This is a genomic window from Enterobacter cloacae complex sp. P47BA (assembly GCF_014930485.1).
GTDB classification, from domain to species: Bacteria; Pseudomonadota; Gammaproteobacteria; order Enterobacterales; family Enterobacteriaceae; genus Enterobacter; species Enterobacter bugandensis.
Genome location: NZ_JADBRF010000008.1, coordinates 102,398 through 121,611, shown reverse-complemented (window position 1 = coordinate 121,611; position 19,214 = coordinate 102,398). Strand labels below are relative to the sequence as shown.

The window sequence follows — 19,214 nt, the reverse complement described above, 5'->3', positions numbered from 1 at the left end:
CCCCAAAGGGGAGAGGAAAGACGATTATTTCAGGTAGCGGCACAGATAAGAGGTCGGTTCAGCGACCTGCAAATGAAATTCGCTGTGGCCAGGGACGTTGAAAACTTGTCCGGCAGCGTAAACTTTCCATTCCGTTTCACCCGGCAGTAAGACGTTCAGCGCGCCGCTGACCACCGTCATCTCTTCCGCTTCCGCCGTGCCAAAGGTGTATTCCCCTTCAGCCATAACGCCCACACTGGCGCGGCCAGTGCTGCTGCTGGTAAAACCGATGGATTTCACTTTACCGGAAAAGTATTCGTTACTTTGAAGCATGAACTGGCCCTTATATTCAGAGATAAAAATTCACTATAGGGGCCATGCTCATCACCTGTCACGCAAAATCATTACGTCAGAAGTTCTGAGGCCAGGCGAGCCATCAGAACGTTGGATAACAGCACCGGCACGTCCAGCGCCTTTTGCAGTAAATCCCGGTGATGCTGGTGAAAACCAAGACAGTCCAGAATCAATACATCCGCCCCTCTCTCCAGCAGCTCCTTCCCGGCAGCAATGAGTTTAGCCTCGCTGTCCCAGAAGGGGTTTGCCAGCGCATACAGGGGCGTTTTTTCGAGCACGTGCCACTTTGCTTCCTGGTTGTCCATAAGCTCCTCGATGGGCACAATGACCCCCACCTGATGCCCGTCAACAATGGAGGCTACCAACGGAGGAATAATGCGCATCGGCTCAAGCAAAATCGCATTGCGCGCGATGAGCCCCTTAATGGGGGCGGTGCTCATCAGCAAAATTACGTCATATTGCTGATTATCGAGTACTTCTATTACTGCCTGCAGCGAACGCTCTATTTTCTGCCGAGAAACATGCGCCAGTTTACCGTCGCTTAATAACGTCGCCAGGGGATCCTCCCCCGCCTCTACAGCGTAGTCTTCCATGACCTCTTCCCGGCTCATCTTACCCAGCAGGCTGAGATGCGTGATCTGTTGTTCAGATACATGCTCGGTTAAGAGCGGTAACACTTCGCTTACAGGGACCACACCAATGGTGAGGATCGCCAACGTTGCCTTCATCTTCTTCGCCTTCCATCACTACAAATACGTATACACAGGTACAGGCTCTCTACGCTGTACGGTTCGTTTTTTCAACAAAACAGCACCAAGCGTAGCAGGCGATCTCTACCCCGAAATGTAAAGATCGCCTGCCGGTAACGGAGCTACCTGTAATAACTAAATATTAACTCCTGCTTAACATTTGCGATGAGTAAAAAGTGTGATTCAGGCACGGTATTGGAGCGTTTAGGAAAACATTCACGACTTTTCGGGATCTTCGTAGCGCCGTTTGGCATCCAGCGCTTCCTGTTCAGTCTCATGTTCACTGATCAGCGAGTCCGGTTTGGGGTGATCGGCACGCAGCTGGTACCAGGTGACGGTCTGGTCGCCATTGCCTTTTTCAACGGTAACAATACGTGCTTCGCGCGGATAGGGAGGTCTGGTTGGCATAGCTCATCCTTTTTTTATGTCTGAGCTATCAGTATAGACGGCGGTTAGCTGGCACACGCCAGACGCAGGGCGGTAATAATCTGAATTACCACATCTTCCGGGGCCGCAGAGGCATCCACGACATGGTGTGCCGCTTCACGGTAGAGGGCATCACGCTCGGCCAGCACTTCGCTCACCTCTTCGCTGAGCGGTCGTGACGTCAGCGCCGGGCGTTGTCCCTCTTCAGGAAATGCTTCAAGTCGCCCTACCAGAGCCGCCACCGGCGCGCAGAGATAGATCACAATGCCTTTTTCGCGCATAAAGTGACGATTACATTCGGCCAGAACAATACCGCCTCCCGTCGCAATGACGGCTGACGGCGTGGTGACCGCTTTCAGCGCGGCCGTTTCGCGGGCGCGAAAGCTTTCCCATCCCTCTTGCTCCACGATGTCTGCGATGGTTTTGCCGGCCTCGGTCTGCAGCCAGTGGTCGGTATCAACAAACTGACGATGACATGCGCGTGCCAGTTCCACGCCAACGGTGGTTTTCCCACAGCCGCGGGGGCCAACTAAAAAGATGGGTTGGGTCATAGCCAGGTGTTCCCCTTGATGCCGAATGGCTGAAGAGTGTAAAGAAATAATTGCAGAAGATGTGTCGAATACTTTACTGCAAAGCGGTACGGGATGACAACCCTGTGGAGGCCACACTGTACCACATATTGACAATAATTATCATTACGCCGTACGGCGCTTCACTTCCAGCAGCCATTTATCCAGTTCGGCAGCAAACTGCTGGCGATCGCGCTGGGACAGGCTGTCCGGTCCACCGGTCTGCACGCCGCTGGCCCGCATCGTATCCATAAAATCACGCATAGTGAGTTTTTCCCGAATGGTTGAAGGCGAATAACGCTCGCCGCGCGGATTGAGCGCCGCCGCCCCTTTCTCCAGCACTTCCGCCGCCAGCGGAATATCGGCGGTGATGACCAGATCTTCCGCGCTGCACAGACGAACAATTTCATTATCCGCCACGTCGAACCCGGCCGGCACGCGGAGGGAGCGAATGAACCGCGAAGGCGGGACGCGAATATTCTGGTTCGCCACCAGCGTCAGCGGCATCTGAACGCGCTCGGCGGCGCGGAATAAAATCTCTTTAATCACATTCGGACACGCGTCCGCATCAACCCAAATCGCCATGTTGTCCCCCCATAATGACTCTGCCGACTATTGTCGCCTGCATTTCGTTGTTAAGCTATCAATCAGAGAAAACAACGCATAATGACGGAGAATCATGATGGACAAGAAAATCGGGTTTATCGGCTGCGGTAACATGGGCAAAGCCATCCTGGGCGGCCTGATCGCCAGCGGGCAGGTTCTGCCGGGTCAGATTTGGGTTTATACGCCGTCACCGGATAACGTCGCCGCGTTGCGCGATCAATACGGGATCAACGCCGCCGAAAGCGCGCAGGAGGTGGCCCAGGTTGCCGATATCGTCTTTGGTGCCGTTAAGCCGAACATCATGATCAAAGTGTTAAGCGACATCACCTCCAGCCTGAATAAAGAGACGCTGGTCGTGTCGATTGCCGCAGGCGTGACGCTCGATCAGCTGGCGCGCGCGCTGGGCCACGATCGTAAAATCGTCCGCGCGATGCCGAATACCCCCTCACTGGTCAACGCCGGTATGACCTCCGTCACCCCTAACGCGCTGGTGACTTCAGAAGAGGTGGCGGACGTGCTAAACATTTTCCGCTGCTTCGGCGAGGCGGAAGTGATTGCAGAATCCATGATCCATCCGGTGGTCGGCGTGAGCGGTTCAGCCCCCGCGTACGTTTTCATGTTTTTAGAAGCGATGGCGGACGCCGCCGTGCTTGGCGGTATGCCGCGCGCGCAGGCGTATAAATTCGCCGCGCAGGCAGTGATGGGCTCCGCCAAAATGGTGCTGGAGACCGGTAAACACCCGGGTGAACTGAAGGATATGGTCTGCTCCCCGGCCGGTACCACCATCGAAGCGGTGCGGGTGCTGGAAGAACGCGGGTTCCGTTCTGCGGTTATCGAAGCGATGGCAAAATGCATGGAAAAATCAGAGAAGCTGAGTAAATCCTGATGTCTGGCCGGGCGTCAGGCTGCCACTTCGGTGCGGCCGCGCCCGGCATTTTTCGCCTTATACAGCGCCACATCTGCCGCCTTCAACCATTCCCGATAGTGTACAAACTGCGGCCCCCAGGGGGCCACGCCCACGCTGATGCGCAGAGGCTCCTTCGGCGCGCAGGGTAACGACAGCGTTTCCAGCCGCGCGTGAACCCGCGACATGACGGCGATGGCGCTTTCAGCGGCCGTCTGGGACATAATCACCGCGAACTCATCCCCGCCAAACCGGCCTATCGCATCGCCTGACCGTACCGACATCTGAAGCTGGCGGGTAATGGCCACGATGGCCTTGTCGCCTGCGTCGTGCCCCCAGGTATCGTTGATGTTTTTAAAGTGGTCGATATCAATCAGCAATATCGTGGCGGTGCAGTGGCTCCGGCGACAGTGCTCAAATTCATTGCGCAGAAGCATTTCCCAATGTCGGCGGTTAAAGACCCCGGTCATACCGTCACGGGTGCTCATCATTTCCAGCCGCCGCTTATGTTCCGCCAGCCTGACGGCCGTTCGATGGCTAAGCCAGGCAAACAGCATGGGATAAAGCATAAGGACAGGAAGCGTTAAGCCCCACTCCAGCGCCCCGGGATTAAAGGGCAGCGCTCTGCCAGCAAGCGGTAACGTAAGCAGCGCAGTAAGCAGGGTGAGCACGATCCCCGCGATAAAAAGGCGGCAGCCGCCAGAGCCCATCATATTCATCCCCACCATCATCACCAGCGCCGCAGTGGGTAATACATACATCCCCATTACGCCGATCCAGACCCCGGCGATAACGGCATCCATCTTGAGGTTAAAAATTTCCTGCTGATGAGGTGAAGCTGCGCGGCAGGATAACTGCCAGGCAAAGTGCGGCCAGATGAATGCCCACCCCACCAGCAACAACCACCAGCCGCCGGGTAAAAAATGGCTGACCAGAATTTCCGCCACCGGGAAAAACATCGCCGCCAGCCCGACAACACGCGCCAGCCGGGCTCGCCTGGCAAACTGGATGCCGGTACGGTGAGGGTCATCCTGAGAAAGGGTTAAACTCCACTCTTCCCGAATGCGCTTTTTGTAGTAATAAATGTCATCATTCATCATTTTTGGGAATATTCTGAAACATTTTCCCAAATTATAGAGAGGGGGGCTGCGGGGAAAGTATGAAATTTCGGGTGAGCCGCCGGAGCCGCTCACCCGTTAGAACTACACTTTTTTCTTCAGGCAGGCACTCATAAACTTGCTGCGATCGTCGCCCTTGAGGGACTGTTCGGTTGCTTTCGCATTACACTCGCGCATTTTTTGCTGCTGCGGCGTCAGGCTTTTTTCGCCGGGTTTCGCGGCGCCGTTTTTCAGGCAGTCGCTCATGTAGGTTTTACGTGCATCCCCCTTCAGACTCTGGGACGTCGCCTGTTGATTACAGGTGGTCATGCGTTGCTGTTGCGGCGTTAAGGTTTTTTCTTCCGCGTTCGCCGAGGAGATCAGGAACAGGCCGGAGAGCAGAGTAACCAGTAATGTTGTTTTCATTGCACCATCCTTTTGTGAACATTCCCTGTAAGTCTGGTTCGTGACAGGAAAAAAACCACCCGGCAGATGTGATTTCGGCCGGGAATTTATCATTTCAGTTCCAGCACGCAGGAATTGACGGTATCAGCATAAATGGCAGGGGTAATTAACAGGGAATGTAACGCGCTAAAAAGCGCGCTCTGTTTCAATTTATTTTCTTCATGTACAAATACAAAAATAAAACAGAGCGACTCCAGGCATCCTGCATGACAATCCTATGACATGTCAGTAACGGCTTAACTGCGCGGATGCCTCAACAGCTTCTTTACGTATTGCTGCAGCAACTCGGCATCCTCTGGCGGAACCTGCGTATCGGGCCGCGCCTTATCCAGCGCTCCTTCAATGCTTTCAATTAACGCCTGCTGATCCGATGTTGCCATCTGCCGCAGCAGCGCGGTGACAACTATTTCCAGCGCTTCGACCTGGGCGACCAGCTCTTTCGACTCCTCTTCCTTTTGTGCAAGCTTAACCAGCAACTCAGCAATGAGATTTTTCATCGTGCTATTTCCTTATGGGATTTCCTCTGAAATTAACACCAGGAATGAAATATGCAAAGCGGAGAAAAGTATTATCTTATGCAAAAGTGACATTGCCGCCAAATTAGCGCAGCGATCTTTTCAGCGAAACGTTTTCCTATAAAAAAACGCCGCATTTTGTTATATAAAAATGCGGCTACCATAAGAATATATAATACATCTGCGAAAAGATTATTTGGCTGATTTCGCTTCCGCTATTTGTCTGCGGCGACGCAGGGCAATAGCCAGCTGGATAATATTGATTAAAACGACAATCGCCGTCGCGGCAAATACCCAGCGAAAACCCGCCATTGCAGAAACGGACGCACCAATAAGCGGACCGGCGACGTTGCCTAAATACATAAACGACTGGTTATAGCCAAAAATACGCCCCGTGACCTGGTCGCTGGAATATTTGACCAGCAATGTCTGTACGGCGGGCAACATAGCGCCATCCGCAAAGCCGAGTAAAAACCGCAGCACGCCCAGCTGAAGCGGAGAGGTAACAAACGACATGGCGAAAAAGAGCACCACCGCAAAAATCAGCGTCGCCATCAGGATGCGCGCCGTGCCGATCCTGTCGCCCAGTTTTCCCAGACGCGGGGCAGAGATCAGCGCGGAGACGCCCGGCACGGCGGCAATCATGCCGCTGAGAAAGGCGATATTGTTGCTGTCCGGCTCCATCGACTTGATAAACAGCGCCAGAATCGGGCCGACCGAACCGTTGCAGAGCTGGATCACCATGGTGGTGACAAACAGGCTAATCACGAGTCCCGGGTATGGCAGCGAGGCGAAGACGGCCTTACCGCTCAGGCGCTCAGATTTACTGATAACGGGGCGGCCCCCCTCTTTGATAAGAAAGAGCGTAACCAGAAAGCTGATCACCAGCAGGATTGCGGTGATGATGAATACCGCGCGCAGACCGACATGGTCAGCCAGAAAGCCTCCCAGCAGCGGGCCGCCGATAACGCCGCTGATCTGGGCGGTGGAGAGCGTACTCAGCGCCCAGCCGCTGCGCTCGCGCGGCACCTGAGAGGCAACCAGCGCCATGGCGTTGGGAATATACCCGGACGTCAGCCCCATCACCGCCCGCAGGAAAAACAGCTGCCAGACGTTGGTGGCGAAGGCCTGGAGCAGAATAGCAATCGCCATCCCGAGGGAGGCGCGCAGCAGCATCAGCTTGCGCCCTTTCCGATCCGCCAGGCTGCCCCACATCGGTGACACAATAGCGGAGACCAGAAACGTGACGCTGAACGTCAGCCCGGACCACATGGACAGCGCTTCGTGGGAGCTGACCCCCAGCTGTGACACGTACAGCGGCAGGAACGGCAGGATCTGGCTGATGGCAAGCCCGGTGAAGAAGCAGCCGAACCAGACCGAGATGAGATTAACTTTCCAGGATTCCATACAGAAATAGTCTTCATTTTTAGGCGAATTCGCCGTCAGATTAGCAAGTTACGCGCCTTAACGTCGCACCAGAGATGCGGCCTCGCTGACTTTGGTGTTTTATCTTCCCAGTCATCATATTTGTGAAATAAGTCACAATTCATCCATTTTCTGGCGGAAGATTATGCTTCAGCGGCAGAGACCAAAGCCGCGCATTCCCAGGTGAAAATGGCTGGCGTGCGCCGCGTTATATTCCGGCCCAAGACCGTTTCCGTAGTAACCGCAGCTTGCCGCCAGCAGAGCCTTCAGCCAGGGCTGCGTTTTTGCCGATTTCCAGCCGTTAAGTACCGTAACGCGCTCTCCGTTCGCCAGCCGAAAAGCGGCGATATCCAGCGCCTCTGCCGTGGCATGCTCGCTGCGCCGCGCATCGGGCCGGTGGTAGATATTGCGGCAGGCAAAGCTGCCGAGGTGCTCAATGCGCGTCAGTTCACTGCCGGTAAAGCGTTTAGTCAGGGGCCGTGCCTGCTGGCTGACAAACAGGGCTGAGCTGAGCGCCAGCGGACAGCTGGCAAGAAAACTGCCGTTCAGGCTCACCGGGCCAAAGTCACGCACGCGCACGACGTTGTTCAGCGGGCATTCCCCGCCGCTGTCAGCGACCGCCTGCGTGCGGATCAGGTTTTTTTGATTAGCCTGCGCTAACAGACTCGCGCAGGCTTCGGGCGTTAAGCGTCGCAGCTTATACTGGGTAATGCGGCCAGGCGGGTCGTACAGGTTCAGCGGCGTGAAAGGGTTGTAGTAAGACGGCAGCAAGCGATAGCCCGCCATTGCGATTGCCCCAAGGATGAAAATGGTCAGCAGCGTTTTTCCTTTCACTCTCCCCCCTCACTGTTCCCCAAAACATTATGGCAGAAGGCCGCGAAACCCGCAGGGCATCGTGGTATGTTATTGGCTTTTCGTCAGACTGGAAGAGAGTGAGATGGCAAAGCAGCGCGTAGGTATTGTCTTTGGGGGAAAATCAGCGGAGCACGAGGTGTCATTGCAATCGGCTAAAAATATCGTCGATGCGATCGATAAAAGCCGTTTCGACGTGGTGCTGTTGGGCATTGATAAACAGGGCCAGTGGCATGTTAACGATGCCAGCCAGTATCTGCTGAATGCCCACGATCCGGCACACATCGCCCTTAATCCTTCAGAAATTAGCGTCGCCACCGTACCCGGCGTCGTGAAGGGTCAGCTCATCGACGCCGGCAACGCGCAGGCTCTCGCCCAGATCGACGTGGTCTTCCCCATCGTGCACGGCACCCTCGGCGAAGACGGTTCCCTGCAGGGGATGTTACGCATGGCCAACCTGCCGTTCGTGGGCTCGGACGTGCTGGGCTCCGCCGCCTGCATGGACAAAGACGTCACCAAACGCCTGCTGCGCGATGCCGGGCTGAATATCGCGCCGTTCGTGACGCTCACCCGCGCCAACCGCGACAAGCACAGCTTCGCGCAAATTAGCGCTGAACTGGGTCTGCCGCTGTTTGTGAAGCCAGCCAACCAGGGCTCCTCCGTGGGCGTCAGCAAAGTCACCACCGAAACAGAGTTCACGCAAGCCGTCCGTCTGGCGTTTGAGTTCGACCATAAAGTGGTGGTTGAGCAGGGGATCAAAGGCCGCGAAATTGAGTGCGCGGTGCTGGGCAACGATTTCCCACAGGCCAGCACCTGCGGTGAAGTGGTCTTAAACAGCGACTTCTACTCGTACGACACCAAATACATTGATGATAAAGGCGCCCAGGTTGTTGTTCCTGCGGATATCGATCCGGCCATTAACGATAAGATCCGGGCGATCGCCATTGAGGCCTATCAGACGCTCGGCTGCAGCGGCATGGCGCGCGTGGACGTGTTCCTGACGCCGGAGAACGAGGTGGTGATCAATGAAATCAACACGCTGCCGGGTTTCACCAATATCAGCATGTATCCAAAACTGTGGCAGGCCAGCGGGCTTGGCTACTCTGAGCTGATCACCCGCCTGATCGAGCTGGCGCTGGAGCGTCATGCCGCCGACAGCGCCCTGAAAAGTTCCGTTAACGGCTAATCGGCACCCTTAGCCGTCTCCTCCGCTGTCGTCTCTTCCGGACGGCGGCGGATTATCAGCCCTGCCAGCCAGAAACTGATTACCCAGGTCACCAGACCCACGGCATAGGTTTGCCAGCCTTCCGCTTCAAATCCCAACAGCCCCACGACGCCGTTAAGAATAAAGATCAGCCCGATAGCAAAGGCGTAGTAGTGCCAGTCACGGCGAAGTTTGGACGTGAGCTTCATAACAACTCCGGCAGGAAAAAAAGACATCCTCTCACAGTTTCACCGCCAGGTCTGTGGCAGATGCGGAAATTCTGAAATGCGGTGCAGTTTCATTTAAGTTAACAAATTGTGACATGCTGCAGAAATCAACAATCCAGGAGAAATCCTGAGCGAAAATTACCACGATTCTGATATTGACAAATGCGATGACCTGTCAAACTCACCCCGTAAGACGCGTATTAAAACAGAGTGATATTTCGGGAGGTCAACATGGCTGACTTTACATTGTCGAAACCGATTTTTGGCGGCAAACCAAAAACCTCCACGGCGGGTAATATCGCGTATGCCCTGTTTGTCCTGTTCTGCTTCTGGGCTGGCTCCCAGCTGCTTAATATGCTGGTGCACGCGCCGGGCGTTTATGAACACCTGATGCAGGTGCAGGATAACGGACGCCCGCGGGTTGAAATCGGGTTTGGCGTGAGCACGCTGTTTGGCCTCGTTCCCTTCCTCGCGGGGTGTATGATTTTAGGCGTGGTCGCGCTCGTCCTGCGCTTTCGTCGTCGCCATTAAAGCCCCATACAGCGAGCCCGGCGATCGTCCACGCGTTTTGCGAACCATGCGGTGGTCAGGTTACGCGTGATCTTCGGGCTTTCCAGCTGAATCCCCGGCAGAATTGCCCTCGGCAACGTTTTCCCACTCTTCTTATCGGCAAGCGCAAACACTTTCTTGTAGAGATCCGTTTTCTCAAATGCCAGGCTGTCGCCTTTCTCAAGCTGACGGCGAATGTCGCTGTTGCTCATATCAAGCGTTGTCGATAATTTCCGGATCGCCCGCTCGGTGCTTCCCGCCTCGCTGCTGCCGTAGGCAATAAGATCGCCGTCCAGCGCCAGCTTGACTCCGCTTGCGCGGCTAACCGCGCTCTGAAACGCCGCGTTACGGCTGGCATACCAGCCCGCGTTAAAGTCTGCAAAGCGGTACAAGGGCTCGCTGTAGTTCGCCGGATAGTTCAGCAGATGATACGTGCCGAACCATAGCCCGCCGCGCAGGGAGAAGACCTCCTGACGCACCGTACCGTCAATTTCCCACGGGTAGCCGTCGGTATGCTTCTCGGCAAACGCAATGCTCACCTGCATCGGGCCGCCGGTGTGAACCGGGTTCAGTGAGCCAAACAGTTTCTGCCCCATCGGCACCATGTTAATGAAATCATCAAAGATGGCGCTGAGCTGTTTTTCGGTTTTCACCGTGTCCAGCCGCTCGCTGTAGCTTTTGCCGTTTGGCGAGGTGATTTTCAGCGCGGTATGCACGAGGAATACCGGGATATGCATCGATTCCGCGCGGCGGTCGATCTCTTTCCAGGCAATTTTGTTGAGACCCGGCACCACCGGGTCTGACTGGTACATCGACTCCTGCTGCGCCACCGCCAGCACCGAGCAGATATTCTCCTCGGTTGGGGCAATCTTCTGGCTTTCAAAGGTTTTTGCCAGCGCATCCGCCCACTCATTGCGATCCTTCACGCTGGCGGGCATTTTTTGCCGCACAACGCTTGCGACATCCACGGGCTTCTCGCCCTTTTTAAGCGGAGCGGCCCCTTTTTCGGCACAGCCCGCCAGAACGAGGGCAGCCAGCAAGGACAGCGGTAACGCACGCGGTACGGCAAAAGACATAGCAACTCCCTGTATTAGCTAAATGTGTTGGTGACTTCCTGCAGGTCCCGATCGTCCAGCTCATGTTCAAAGCTGCGCAGACGTTTGTAGATGGACATCAGCTCCACCAGCGTGGTCCAGGAGTTGATCAGATACTGGAACGAGTTTCTGACCTGATCGAACACGTTGGTAATCTGGGTTAGTAAGCCCAGCGTGATTGTTCCCGCAACAATAGACGGGAACAACAGGAATAGTCCAAAAACAGTATCGACCTGCAGATAGAAAATACGGGCAATATTGAAATACATGTAGTGGAAATAGAGCCGGAAATAGTTGAAACGGACGTTGCGGAACAGCTCTTTTATCGTCGGGGGCGCAGCGCGCGTTGGGTCGTCCTCTCCGTAGACCAGCTCCTTACGATAGGCCGCTTCAACACGCTGATTCTTAAACTCTAAGCCCGGCAGCTTAATCCCGACGACGGCAAGCAGGCCTGTGCCCATAAGCGACCAAATCAGCGCCGGGATGAGCAGGCCGTACGGTAAATGTCCGACAATCGGCAATGCTGAAATATGCGGAGAAAGCGCGACCAGAATCGGTAAGAACGCAAACAGTTTCAGGATGGCATTAAGCAGGCTGACGCCCATATCCTCAAGCGTTGACGCAAAACGCATGGTGTCTTCCTGAACACGCTGAGCAGCACCTTCAATATGGCGCAGACGCTCCCAGTGGGTCATGTAGAATTCGTTCATCGCCGTACGCCAGCGGAAGACGTAATGGCTGACGAAGAAATTATTCAGCACCGCCACGGTGACAGCGATCATCGCAATGCCCATAAAAATTTTTAACTGATTATAAAGCTCGCCAATTGGCACCCTGTTAGGGGCGCTAAGCGCTTTCTGGATGAGATCGTAGAACGGGGCATACCACGCGTTAATGGCTACGCTCACTTCGACCAGAAACCAGGTGACAAAAATAATCAGCGACGTTCCGAGAATGGACCACGTCTGCCAGCGATGAGGGGAATAATTAAACCAGAACAGCGCAAACAGCCCGACGCACAGCGCATAATAGGCATAAAACAGCAGATAGCTGAACGACCAGAAGCGCGCCGCGCTAATCGGCACCTCGCCTGTCGCCCCCACGATGCGTGTCAGCCATGCACCGCCGCCCGCCAGCCAGAACACGACTGCGATCAGTGCCCAAATAAATGCCGACAGGAAAAAAGGCCCCGGCTTTGGGAAAAAAGACTTAAACATGATACTTCCTTCTTGTTGTTATGGTTGTTGCTGTGCTCAACACATTACCACACGAATACCTTGCCCGAGCCGGACCCCGGCTCGGGCAAAAAGGTCAGACCCGTGGGTTGATTATTAGTTCGCTTTCCAGTTTTCGAGAATTGTTTCGGTGCGTTTCACCGCGACAGGGTTCGCTGGCGCAATGAAGTTTCGCCAGACGTCGTTGTGGTGGTGAATCAGGATCTGTGCTTCGGCAGCCGGGCGGTTGGCGGTGGTGTGGGCATCTTCCGCCACGGTAATGTGGTAACCCCGGCTGACGCCATTCTTGACCGTGGCGTCAACGCAGTAATCGGTGGCGCAGCCGCAGATGACAAACTCGCGAATGCCCTGCTCGCGTAACAGCGCTTCAAGCCCGGTGTTATAGAAGGCATCGCAGGCGGTTTTGGTCACGTACAGCGCGCCGGCAGGTTGCTGGAGTTCAGGCAGCAACGCAAACCCGTCACTTCCCTCTTCCAGCCCCCCGGCCTCGGCATGCTGAATAAAAATCACCGTGTCGGCAGCCTGCGTAAGCTGGTTGATCAGAGAGACACACGTCTCGCGCTGATGACGCGGGGTTTCAAACACCCCGTTCTGCATATCAACCACCATTACCACACGCTTTTCAGACATACCGTTCTCCGCAAGATTGAGTAACACTGGTGCCTATCATAAGCCCGATGTCACAAAATGGGAGAGCGCTCGCAGGGAAATTCTTCATATTTACCCATGGTTACGTTTTTCTCGCTATGGTTATGCTATTCGGGGCATTGCACGGTGCCGATTAGTAGTATAAATACCCATTACTTTCCTCATTCACTTCATGGATGCTTTTCGTTGAAACGTTGTCTGCTCTCTTTTGCCGCGCTGTGTGCGGTGAGCTTCTCCACCGCCCAGGCAGCCCAGCCGCTGACGGCGCCCGTTTTGGCTTCCGATATTGCCGATCGCTACGCGAACCTTATCTATTACGGCAGCGGCGCGACCGGGATGGCAATGGTGGTCATCGACGGCAACCAGCGCGTTTTCCGCAGCTTTGGTGAAACGCGTCCAGGTAATAACGTTCGTCCGCAGCTGGATTCCGTTGTGCGCGTCGCGTCCTTAACCAAGCTGATGACCAGCGAAATGCTGGTGAAGTTGCTCGACCAGGGCGTGGTAAAGCTCGACGATCCGCTCAGCAAATACGCCCCGCCGGGTGCCCGCGTTCCGACGTATCAGGGCACGCCAATTCGCCTGGTGAACCTCGCGACGCACACCAGCGCTCTGCCGCGCGAGCAGCCGGGCGGCGCGGCGCACCGCGACGTATTTGTCTGGCCAACGCGCCAACAGCGCTGGAACTACCTGAGCACCGCCACGCTGAAATCCGCCCCGGGCTCGCAGGCCTCTTACTCGAACCTGGCGTTCGATCTGCTGGCGGATGCGCTTTCAACGGCGGCGGGCAAACCTTACCCGCAGCTGTTTGAAGAGCAGATCACGCGTCCACTGGGCATGAAAGACACCACCTTTACCCCTTCCCCGGACCAGTGCAAACGCCTGATGGTGGCAGAGAAAGGCGCAAGCCCCTGTAACAACACGCTGGCGGCCGTGGGCAGCGGCGGGGTCTATTCCACCCCTGGCGACATGATGCGCTGGATGCAGCAGTTCCTTTCTTCGGATTTTTACTCCCGCAGCAGCCAGGCCGATCGTATGCAGACCCTTATCTATCAGCGTACTCAGCTGCATCGCGTCATCGGGATGGACGTGCCGGGTAAAGCCGATGCGCTCGGCCTGGGCTGGGTCTATATGGCGCCGAAAAATGGCCGTCCGGGCATCATTCAGAAAACCGGCGGCGGTGGTGGATTCATTACCTACATGGCAATGATTCCGCAGTCCAACGTGGGCGCGTTTGTGGTAGTCACCCGTTCTCCGAACACGCGCTTCGTTAATATGAGTGACGGCATCAATAACCTGGTGGCCGAACTGAGCGCCAATAAAGCCCAGGTGCTTACTGCGTCTAACTGATCTTAATATTCCGTGGGCAAGCGGTTGATGCTGACCAGCTTGCCCCGGCTCATATTGATGTAGTTCCCCTGACGCAGCGCAGCCAGGACTTCTGCAACGACCGAACGTGAAATACGTGTGCTACGCTGAATATGATTCATAACGCCAATTTTTGAGCGCAGCGAGTCATCCCACTCGGCCATATTGATCAACATCGCCCGGATCTGACTATAAGAGTTATTTCCCACCAGCTGCAGGTCACGCTTGCCCAGAATATGGTTAATCCATGACACCCAGCAGAAAGCATCCTGCCAGAGATGATTTTGCTGAATAAGTTGACGCGTGGCAGAGACCGGTAAATAAAATCCAGAACAGGTTGTGTGTGTCATCATGGAATATTCCAGATAACTATCATTTATCCATGCATTCAAACCATAGATAAAAGGTGCCTGCGCAATGCCCATCAGAAGTTCATCAGATTTACGATGGATAGCAGTAAGACCAGACTGTATTACAAAAGTAAATGGCTCATCATCATTATTGCCGGTTGTTATTAATTGCTGTGGTTCGATCTTAAAGGGGGTACCGGCGACTTCCAGACATTTTGCGAGCCGGCTTAATTCAGAAAGTGGTTTCGCATTAACGTTCATGCATACCTCAAAGCATCTGTATCTGTCGGTTCTTTATTATTTTTAAACCATATAAAAAAGCGGGGGAAAATATCCCCCGCGCTTTCTATTTACCAGGTATATTTCACACCCAGGTTTGCTCCCCAGTTCTGGTCAACGTCGCCGCCGCCCAGATAAGTCGCATCGGTGTAAGCACTGAAGTTTTTGGTGAAGCTGAACTGGGTGCCCAGCCCAACGCGAACCGCAGAGCCTTCGACGCCGTTATCAATGCTGTCAGAGTTGATATCAGCATTATTGTCAGCATCATCATAGACGTAAGCCAGCTTGAAGTACGGGGTCAGCGCCTGTTCGCCGCCGTAGTTGAAGGTATAACCCGCATCCAGGCCAAGTTCATAACGCATGCTGTCGTAAGACTGACCATCGATACGCATGTCGTTGCTCAGCTGGTAGTCGTCGCCTGACTGGAACAGGCCAGATACCGACGCGTAAGGAGTGATGTAGCCTGACAGGTTTGGTTTCCAGTCATAGCCAAGCTTCATCCCGAAGCCAACAGCGTCAGAGGTGGTGTCACCGTCAACATACTGACCGTTGCTCATGGTTGCAGAGAGGTCATTGTTAAAGCGGGTGTAGTTCAGTGAGCTGTCGAGGAAGACGTTGTTCGCAAACGTCGCAGACGCGTAGATCATCGCAGTCTGGCTGTCCTGATCGACCTGACCCGTACGATCGCTGATATCGCCTTTCGCAAAACCAGCTGCACCACCGACGATCCACTTCGCATTATTACCGTCAATCTGCGTGTCCAGACCGACCATAATGCCGCTTACGTCCTGATCGTAGCTGACGGTGCCGTTATCCGCGTCAAAATTGCCGCCGAAATAGCTCACCCACGCTCCGCCGTTGTCTGCCAGGCCATGACGGCTGTTGGTCAGACGCGTACCCACGGTATCCTGCTGGAGATTCCAGATATTGGTGTTGGCAGAAGGAATGCTCAGCGCCATGTTGGCGTAGTCAGTCAGCTCTTTCTGCTGGAGAACAACGGTGTCACCCTCCTGCTGCGCCTGATAGGTGTAAGCACCTAAATCAGCTTTGTTTGCAGCAGTAAAGCTGGCTGCGGTATCTGCGTTATTGTCGTAGACGCGAATGATCTCTTTGTTTTTGTAATCGGCAACTGAACCAGCGCCGGTTGCATCGTCGATGCGCACCTTGTAGTTACCGGCAACGTCACCGTTCACCGCCAGATGGCCGTCGGAGTTCAGCGCGACAACACCGTAGTCATACTCCGCGTTGTAGCGATCGTTGGTGATATAGCGTGCGTTGTTCAGATCACTGTTCAGCACATAATCGCGGCTGGCAACGTTGAGCACGCCGCCATCGGTCAGTACCATATTGTGCGTATCAACCTGACCCAGATCCAGCGCCAGCTCGGCACCGTTGTCTACGGTAATGGTGTTGGCATACAGCTCTGCTGTCTCTTCAGTCAGTGCCGCACGGCTATAGCTGTCCAGATACAGGCTGTCGGTTGCCACGGCTCCGCTGTCGCCAATATTCATGGTTGAAGCATTGGTCAGGGTGATTGAATCCGCCAGCAGGCCGGAGTTTTCAACATTGACCTGAGACTGGTTGTTCACCGTCAGCGCATCAATGTTGGAGACCTTGCGGGTATCCCACTCGGAACCGTTATCCAGCGCCACATTGAACAGGCCGCTTTGGTACACCTCTTCACCGGCAACGTGACCGTTGCTGTCGAAGGTAGAATCAGGCCAGATGCTGTTCGGGGACAGAGCGTGCCAGTCAACGTTGCTGTAGCCCTGGCCATACATCTGCGCAGTGCCGATAGCTTCAACGCTGGACTGCGCTGCACCGACCCACTTGCTGCCGTTGGTCAGCGTTACATCCAGTGTATCGGTACCGTCCCAGCCGTTGGTGGTTGGGTTATAGACACCATCTTCAGTGGTATCCGTTGCCGGATCGCCATTCTCGTAGAAGTTGTTATCAAAGGTGCTGGAGAAAAGAATGTCACCCGTTACGGTAGAGTGATCGAAGGTAGCGGTGGTCTGCATGGCGTTATCAGACGCGCCGGCCGCAACGATCAGCGCCGCATCATCCGCAGCCGAGGCGTTGGTTTCACCGTAGTCGCTCGGCTTCGCCGTTTGACCGTAGAACCCGTTGGTGCCCAGATCGCTGTACGCACCAGAGGTCAGCACGGAGTCTTTCACCACCAGCGTATCGGTAAAGACATTGCCGCTGTTAGCAACGCCTTCAACGCCGTCGTATGGTGTGTTATCCAGTTCCTGATAACCCTGCGTCAGCGTGATACCCGCGACGTGGGAGTTGTTCTGAATAACGATATCAGATTCAACGTCCAGGGTAATTGCGTTACCCAGACCATAGGTGTCCAGATAATGCGTTTCAGTATTCTCGCCATTGACGACATCATACGCGTAATGCTCGTAGGCATCGTTGATGGTGGAGTTATCAACGGTCAGGCTAAATCGATCGTACTGGGTATGACTGGTGCCGTCAGTATCCACGCCATCTGCACACGTCGTGGTCATACACTCTGACGTGATCATGCCGTTAATGGTGCTGTTAGAAATACTCAACGCGTTTGCACGGCCATTGACCCCATCATCCAGATAGTAAGTCGAAATAACACCGTTTACGGTTGATTTATTGATGACCGGATAAATGTCACCATCATGGGTGGCATCCGAGTAATCCCAATCTGCGTAGCCATAATACCACGGCGTAGATGCGGTATTATCATATCCAAAAGTATTATATGTCGTACCGGAAATATCTTTCGCATTAGCCTGAGAAGCGATAGCCAGCGTACAAGCTAATGCAAGTTGAGATACAACCAGTTTCTTTTTCCATGTTTGCATTGGGTCATCCCTCCTCAGGGACGTAAGCATGTTTGTCCGTAAATCAATTAGCAATGTTTAATTGCGGAGGGAATTATGCAGTTTCATTTCGAAAAGGTTCAATGAATGTTTCCAGTAAGTCCGCATTCAGACAAAAAACAGACTCATACCACAAAGCATAGGGCGTCATAAAATAAATATTATAAAAACAAAATGTTAATGCACGGGCAAAGCAATCAGGGAAATATCATAAAAAATAATAAATCATTTTTAATGATACATTCATTTCTATATAGAAATAACACAAATGTCTCATTCTTCTCTCAGCGTTATACTGACCTGCATTATATATTATTGTTAACTGGCAAACTCATCTGCTGCATTTCGCAAAAGCAAAATGCCCACTTTAGTAAAACACCCGTCGCCACTTTGAGGTACACTAGCCCTCTTTGTTCCACAAACATCAGGCATACCATGACCGATTTAATTGCACGTCCCCGCCGCCTGCGTAAGTCACCCGCACTGCGCGCCATGTTTGAAGAGACAACACTGAGCTTAAACGATCTGGTGTTGCCGATTTTTGTTGAAGAAGAGATTGATGACTACAAAGCCATCGAAGCCATGCCGGGCGTGATGCGCATTCCTGAAAAATACCTGGCGCGTGAGATCGAACGCATTGCCAACGCGGGGATCCGCTCGGTGATGACCTTCGGCATCTCCCACCATACCGACGCCACCGGCAGCGATGCATGGAAAGAAGATGGCCTTGTGGCCCGCATGTCCCGCATCTGCAAAGATACCGTGCCAGAAATGGTGGTCATGTCCGACACCTGCTTCTGCGAATACACCTCCCACGGGCACTGCGGCGTGCTGTGCGATCACGGCGTGGACAACGATGCCACCCTGCTGAACCTCGGCAAGCAGGCGGTCGTGGCAGCCGCTGCGGGTGCGGACTTCATCGCGCCGTCTGCGGCGATGGACGGACAGGTTCAGGCTATCCGTCAGGCGCTGGATGCGGCAGGCTTTACCGACACCGCCATCATGTCCTACTCCACCAAGTTTGCCTCCTCCTTCTACGGTCCGTTCCGTGAAGCAGCGGGTACGGCGCTGAAGGGCGATCGTAAGACCTACCAGATGAACCCGCTGAACCGCCGGGAAGCGATTCGTGAATCCCTGCTTGATGAAGCCCAGGGCGCAGACTGCCTGATGGTGAAACCTGCTGGCGCCTATCTCGATATTCTGCGCGACATCCGCGAGCGCACCGAACTGCCGCTGGGGGCATACCAGGTGAGCGGTGAATACGCGATGATCAAATTCGCCGCGCTGGCCGGTGCCATCGACGAAGAGAAAGTGATCCTCGAAAGCCTGGGCGCGATCAAACGCGCGGGCGCGGATCTGATCTTCAGCTACTTCGCGCTGGATCTGGCCGAGAAAAAAATCCTCCGCTAATCTTCACCAAACTGCAATACAACCGACATCTGCTCCTTCTACTGTCTT

General features: G+C 54.4%; 21 protein-coding genes. 5 read left to right on the top strand and 16 right to left on the bottom strand.

The genetic code is table 11. From position 1 onward, the window contains the following. Positions 1 to 24: 24 nt before the first annotated feature. The 5 genes from ppnP to IM299_RS10445 all read right to left on the bottom strand — a co-directional run bounded on the left by ppnP (position 25) and on the right by IM299_RS10445 (position 2,662). A complete protein-coding gene (ppnP, locus tag IM299_RS10465; protein ID WP_008503270.1) occupies positions 25 to 312 on the bottom strand; it encodes a pyrimidine/purine nucleoside phosphorylase in 288 nt (95 codons plus the stop codon). 71 nt (positions 313 to 383) lie between these two features. Further along, on the bottom strand, positions 384 to 1,061 hold the full coding sequence (locus IM299_RS10460; protein WP_028012129.1) for an AroM family protein: 678 nt from the start codon (positions 1,059 to 1,061) through the stop codon (positions 384 to 386). Between the two features lie 237 nt (positions 1,062 to 1,298). Next, a complete protein-coding gene (gene yaiA / locus IM299_RS10455; RefSeq protein ID WP_003859135.1) occupies positions 1,299 to 1,490 on the bottom strand; it encodes a protein YaiA in 192 nt (63 codons plus the stop codon). Between the two features lie 44 nt (positions 1,491 to 1,534). Beyond that, positions 1,535 to 2,059: a shikimate kinase AroL gene (gene aroL, locus IM299_RS10450; RefSeq protein ID WP_028012127.1), complete on the bottom strand. Its 525-nt coding sequence runs from the start codon at positions 2,057 to 2,059 to the stop codon at positions 1,535 to 1,537. Between the two features lie 144 nt (positions 2,060 to 2,203). Next, entirely contained in the window at positions 2,204 to 2,662 is a 459-nt protein-coding gene (locus tag IM299_RS10445; protein ID WP_010428006.1) for a YaiI/YqxD family protein, read from the bottom strand. A 97-nt stretch (positions 2,663 to 2,759) separates the two neighbouring features. Here IM299_RS10445 and proC point away from each other — a divergent pair, with 97 nt between their 5' ends. Beyond that, the gene (proC, locus tag IM299_RS10440; RefSeq protein WP_041911103.1) at positions 2,760 to 3,569 is read left to right on the top strand and encodes a pyrroline-5-carboxylate reductase; all 810 of its coding nucleotides are present in this window, start codon (positions 2,760 to 2,762) and stop codon (positions 3,567 to 3,569) included. A 14-nt stretch (positions 3,570 to 3,583) separates the two neighbouring features. Here the strand turns inward: proC and adrA are convergent, their stop codons facing one another. From adrA to IM299_RS10415, 5 genes are all read right to left on the bottom strand, one after another. Beyond that, complete coding sequence (adrA, locus tag IM299_RS10435; protein WP_063155369.1) at positions 3,584 to 4,687, bottom strand: diguanylate cyclase AdrA; 1,104 nt, start codon at positions 4,685 to 4,687, stop codon at positions 3,584 to 3,586. A 102-nt stretch (positions 4,688 to 4,789) separates the two neighbouring features. Then, entirely contained in the window at positions 4,790 to 5,110 is a 321-nt protein-coding gene (gene psiF, locus IM299_RS10430) for a phosphate starvation-inducible protein PsiF (RefSeq protein ID WP_041911105.1), read from the bottom strand. A 275-nt stretch (positions 5,111 to 5,385) separates the two neighbouring features. Beyond that, complete coding sequence (gene iraP / locus IM299_RS10425) at positions 5,386 to 5,646, bottom strand: anti-adapter protein IraP (RefSeq protein WP_028012123.1); 261 nt, start codon at positions 5,644 to 5,646, stop codon at positions 5,386 to 5,388. Between the two features lie 210 nt (positions 5,647 to 5,856). After that, positions 5,857 to 7,071, bottom strand: coding sequence for a multidrug efflux MFS transporter (locus IM299_RS10420; protein WP_041911106.1), 1,215 nt, complete (start codon positions 7,069 to 7,071; stop codon positions 5,857 to 5,859). 168 nt (positions 7,072 to 7,239) lie between these two features. After that, on the bottom strand, positions 7,240 to 7,923 hold the full coding sequence (locus tag IM299_RS10415) for an extensin family protein (protein ID WP_193357450.1): 684 nt from the start codon (positions 7,921 to 7,923) through the stop codon (positions 7,240 to 7,242). Between the two features lie 103 nt (positions 7,924 to 8,026). Here IM299_RS10415 and ddlA point away from each other — a divergent pair, with 103 nt between their 5' ends. Further along, complete coding sequence (gene ddlA / locus IM299_RS10410; RefSeq protein ID WP_049001847.1) at positions 8,027 to 9,127, top strand: D-alanine--D-alanine ligase; 1,101 nt, start codon at positions 8,027 to 8,029, stop codon at positions 9,125 to 9,127. On the opposite strand, the gene IM299_RS10405 is transcribed toward ddlA, so the two are convergent. Next, complete coding sequence (locus IM299_RS10405; protein WP_193357449.1) at positions 9,124 to 9,354, bottom strand: DUF2754 domain-containing protein; 231 nt, start codon at positions 9,352 to 9,354, stop codon at positions 9,124 to 9,126. The two genes, ddlA and IM299_RS10405, sit on opposite strands and share 4 nt — an antisense overlap. Before the next feature lie 249 nt (positions 9,355 to 9,603). Between IM299_RS10405 and IM299_RS10400 the strand changes: the two genes are divergently transcribed. Further along, positions 9,604 to 9,903, top strand: a complete 300-nt coding sequence (locus IM299_RS10400) for a DUF2755 family protein (protein ID WP_014882725.1) — start codon at positions 9,604 to 9,606, stop codon at positions 9,901 to 9,903. Here the strand turns inward: IM299_RS10400 and IM299_RS10395 are convergent. The 3 genes from IM299_RS10395 to IM299_RS10385 form a co-directional block, all read right to left on the bottom strand. Continuing rightward, the gene (locus tag IM299_RS10395) at positions 9,900 to 10,997 is read right to left on the bottom strand and encodes a DUF1615 domain-containing protein (RefSeq protein WP_193357448.1); all 1,098 of its coding nucleotides are present in this window, start codon (positions 10,995 to 10,997) and stop codon (positions 9,900 to 9,902) included. The two genes, IM299_RS10400 and IM299_RS10395, sit on opposite strands and share 4 nt — an antisense overlap. 14 nt (positions 10,998 to 11,011) lie before the next feature. Then, positions 11,012 to 12,232 (bottom strand): peptide antibiotic transporter SbmA, encoded by a 1,221-nt coding sequence (gene sbmA, locus IM299_RS10390; protein ID WP_028012117.1) that lies wholly within the window; start codon positions 12,230 to 12,232, stop codon positions 11,012 to 11,014. 114 nt (positions 12,233 to 12,346) lie between these two features. After that, positions 12,347 to 12,880 (bottom strand): isochorismatase family protein, encoded by a 534-nt coding sequence (locus IM299_RS10385; protein ID WP_193357447.1) that lies wholly within the window; start codon positions 12,878 to 12,880, stop codon positions 12,347 to 12,349. Between the two features lie 204 nt (positions 12,881 to 13,084). Here IM299_RS10385 and ampH point away from each other — a divergent pair, with 204 nt between their 5' ends. Continuing rightward, positions 13,085 to 14,245 carry a D-alanyl-D-alanine-carboxypeptidase/endopeptidase AmpH gene (gene ampH, locus IM299_RS10380; protein WP_041911111.1) on the top strand — a complete coding sequence of 387 codons (1,161 nt, stop codon included), beginning with the start codon at positions 13,085 to 13,087 and terminating at the stop codon, positions 14,243 to 14,245. A 2-nt stretch (positions 14,246 to 14,247) separates the two neighbouring features. Here ampH and IM299_RS10375 read toward each other — a convergent pair whose 3' ends face one another. After that, positions 14,248 to 14,874 carry a helix-turn-helix domain-containing protein gene (locus IM299_RS10375; RefSeq protein WP_028012114.1) on the bottom strand — a complete coding sequence of 209 codons (627 nt, stop codon included), beginning with the start codon at positions 14,872 to 14,874 and terminating at the stop codon, positions 14,248 to 14,250. Positions 14,875 to 14,963: 89 nt separating this feature from the next. After that, positions 14,964 to 17,738 (bottom strand): autotransporter outer membrane beta-barrel domain-containing protein, encoded by a 2,775-nt coding sequence (locus tag IM299_RS10370; RefSeq protein WP_048957492.1) that lies wholly within the window; start codon positions 17,736 to 17,738, stop codon positions 14,964 to 14,966. A 453-nt stretch (positions 17,739 to 18,191) separates the two neighbouring features. Here IM299_RS10370 and hemB point away from each other — a divergent pair, with 453 nt between their 5' ends. Continuing rightward, positions 18,192 to 19,166, top strand: a complete 975-nt coding sequence (gene hemB, locus IM299_RS10365) for a porphobilinogen synthase (protein WP_045259875.1) — start codon at positions 18,192 to 18,194, stop codon at positions 19,164 to 19,166. The last annotated feature ends 48 nt before the right edge of the window (positions 19,167 to 19,214 follow it).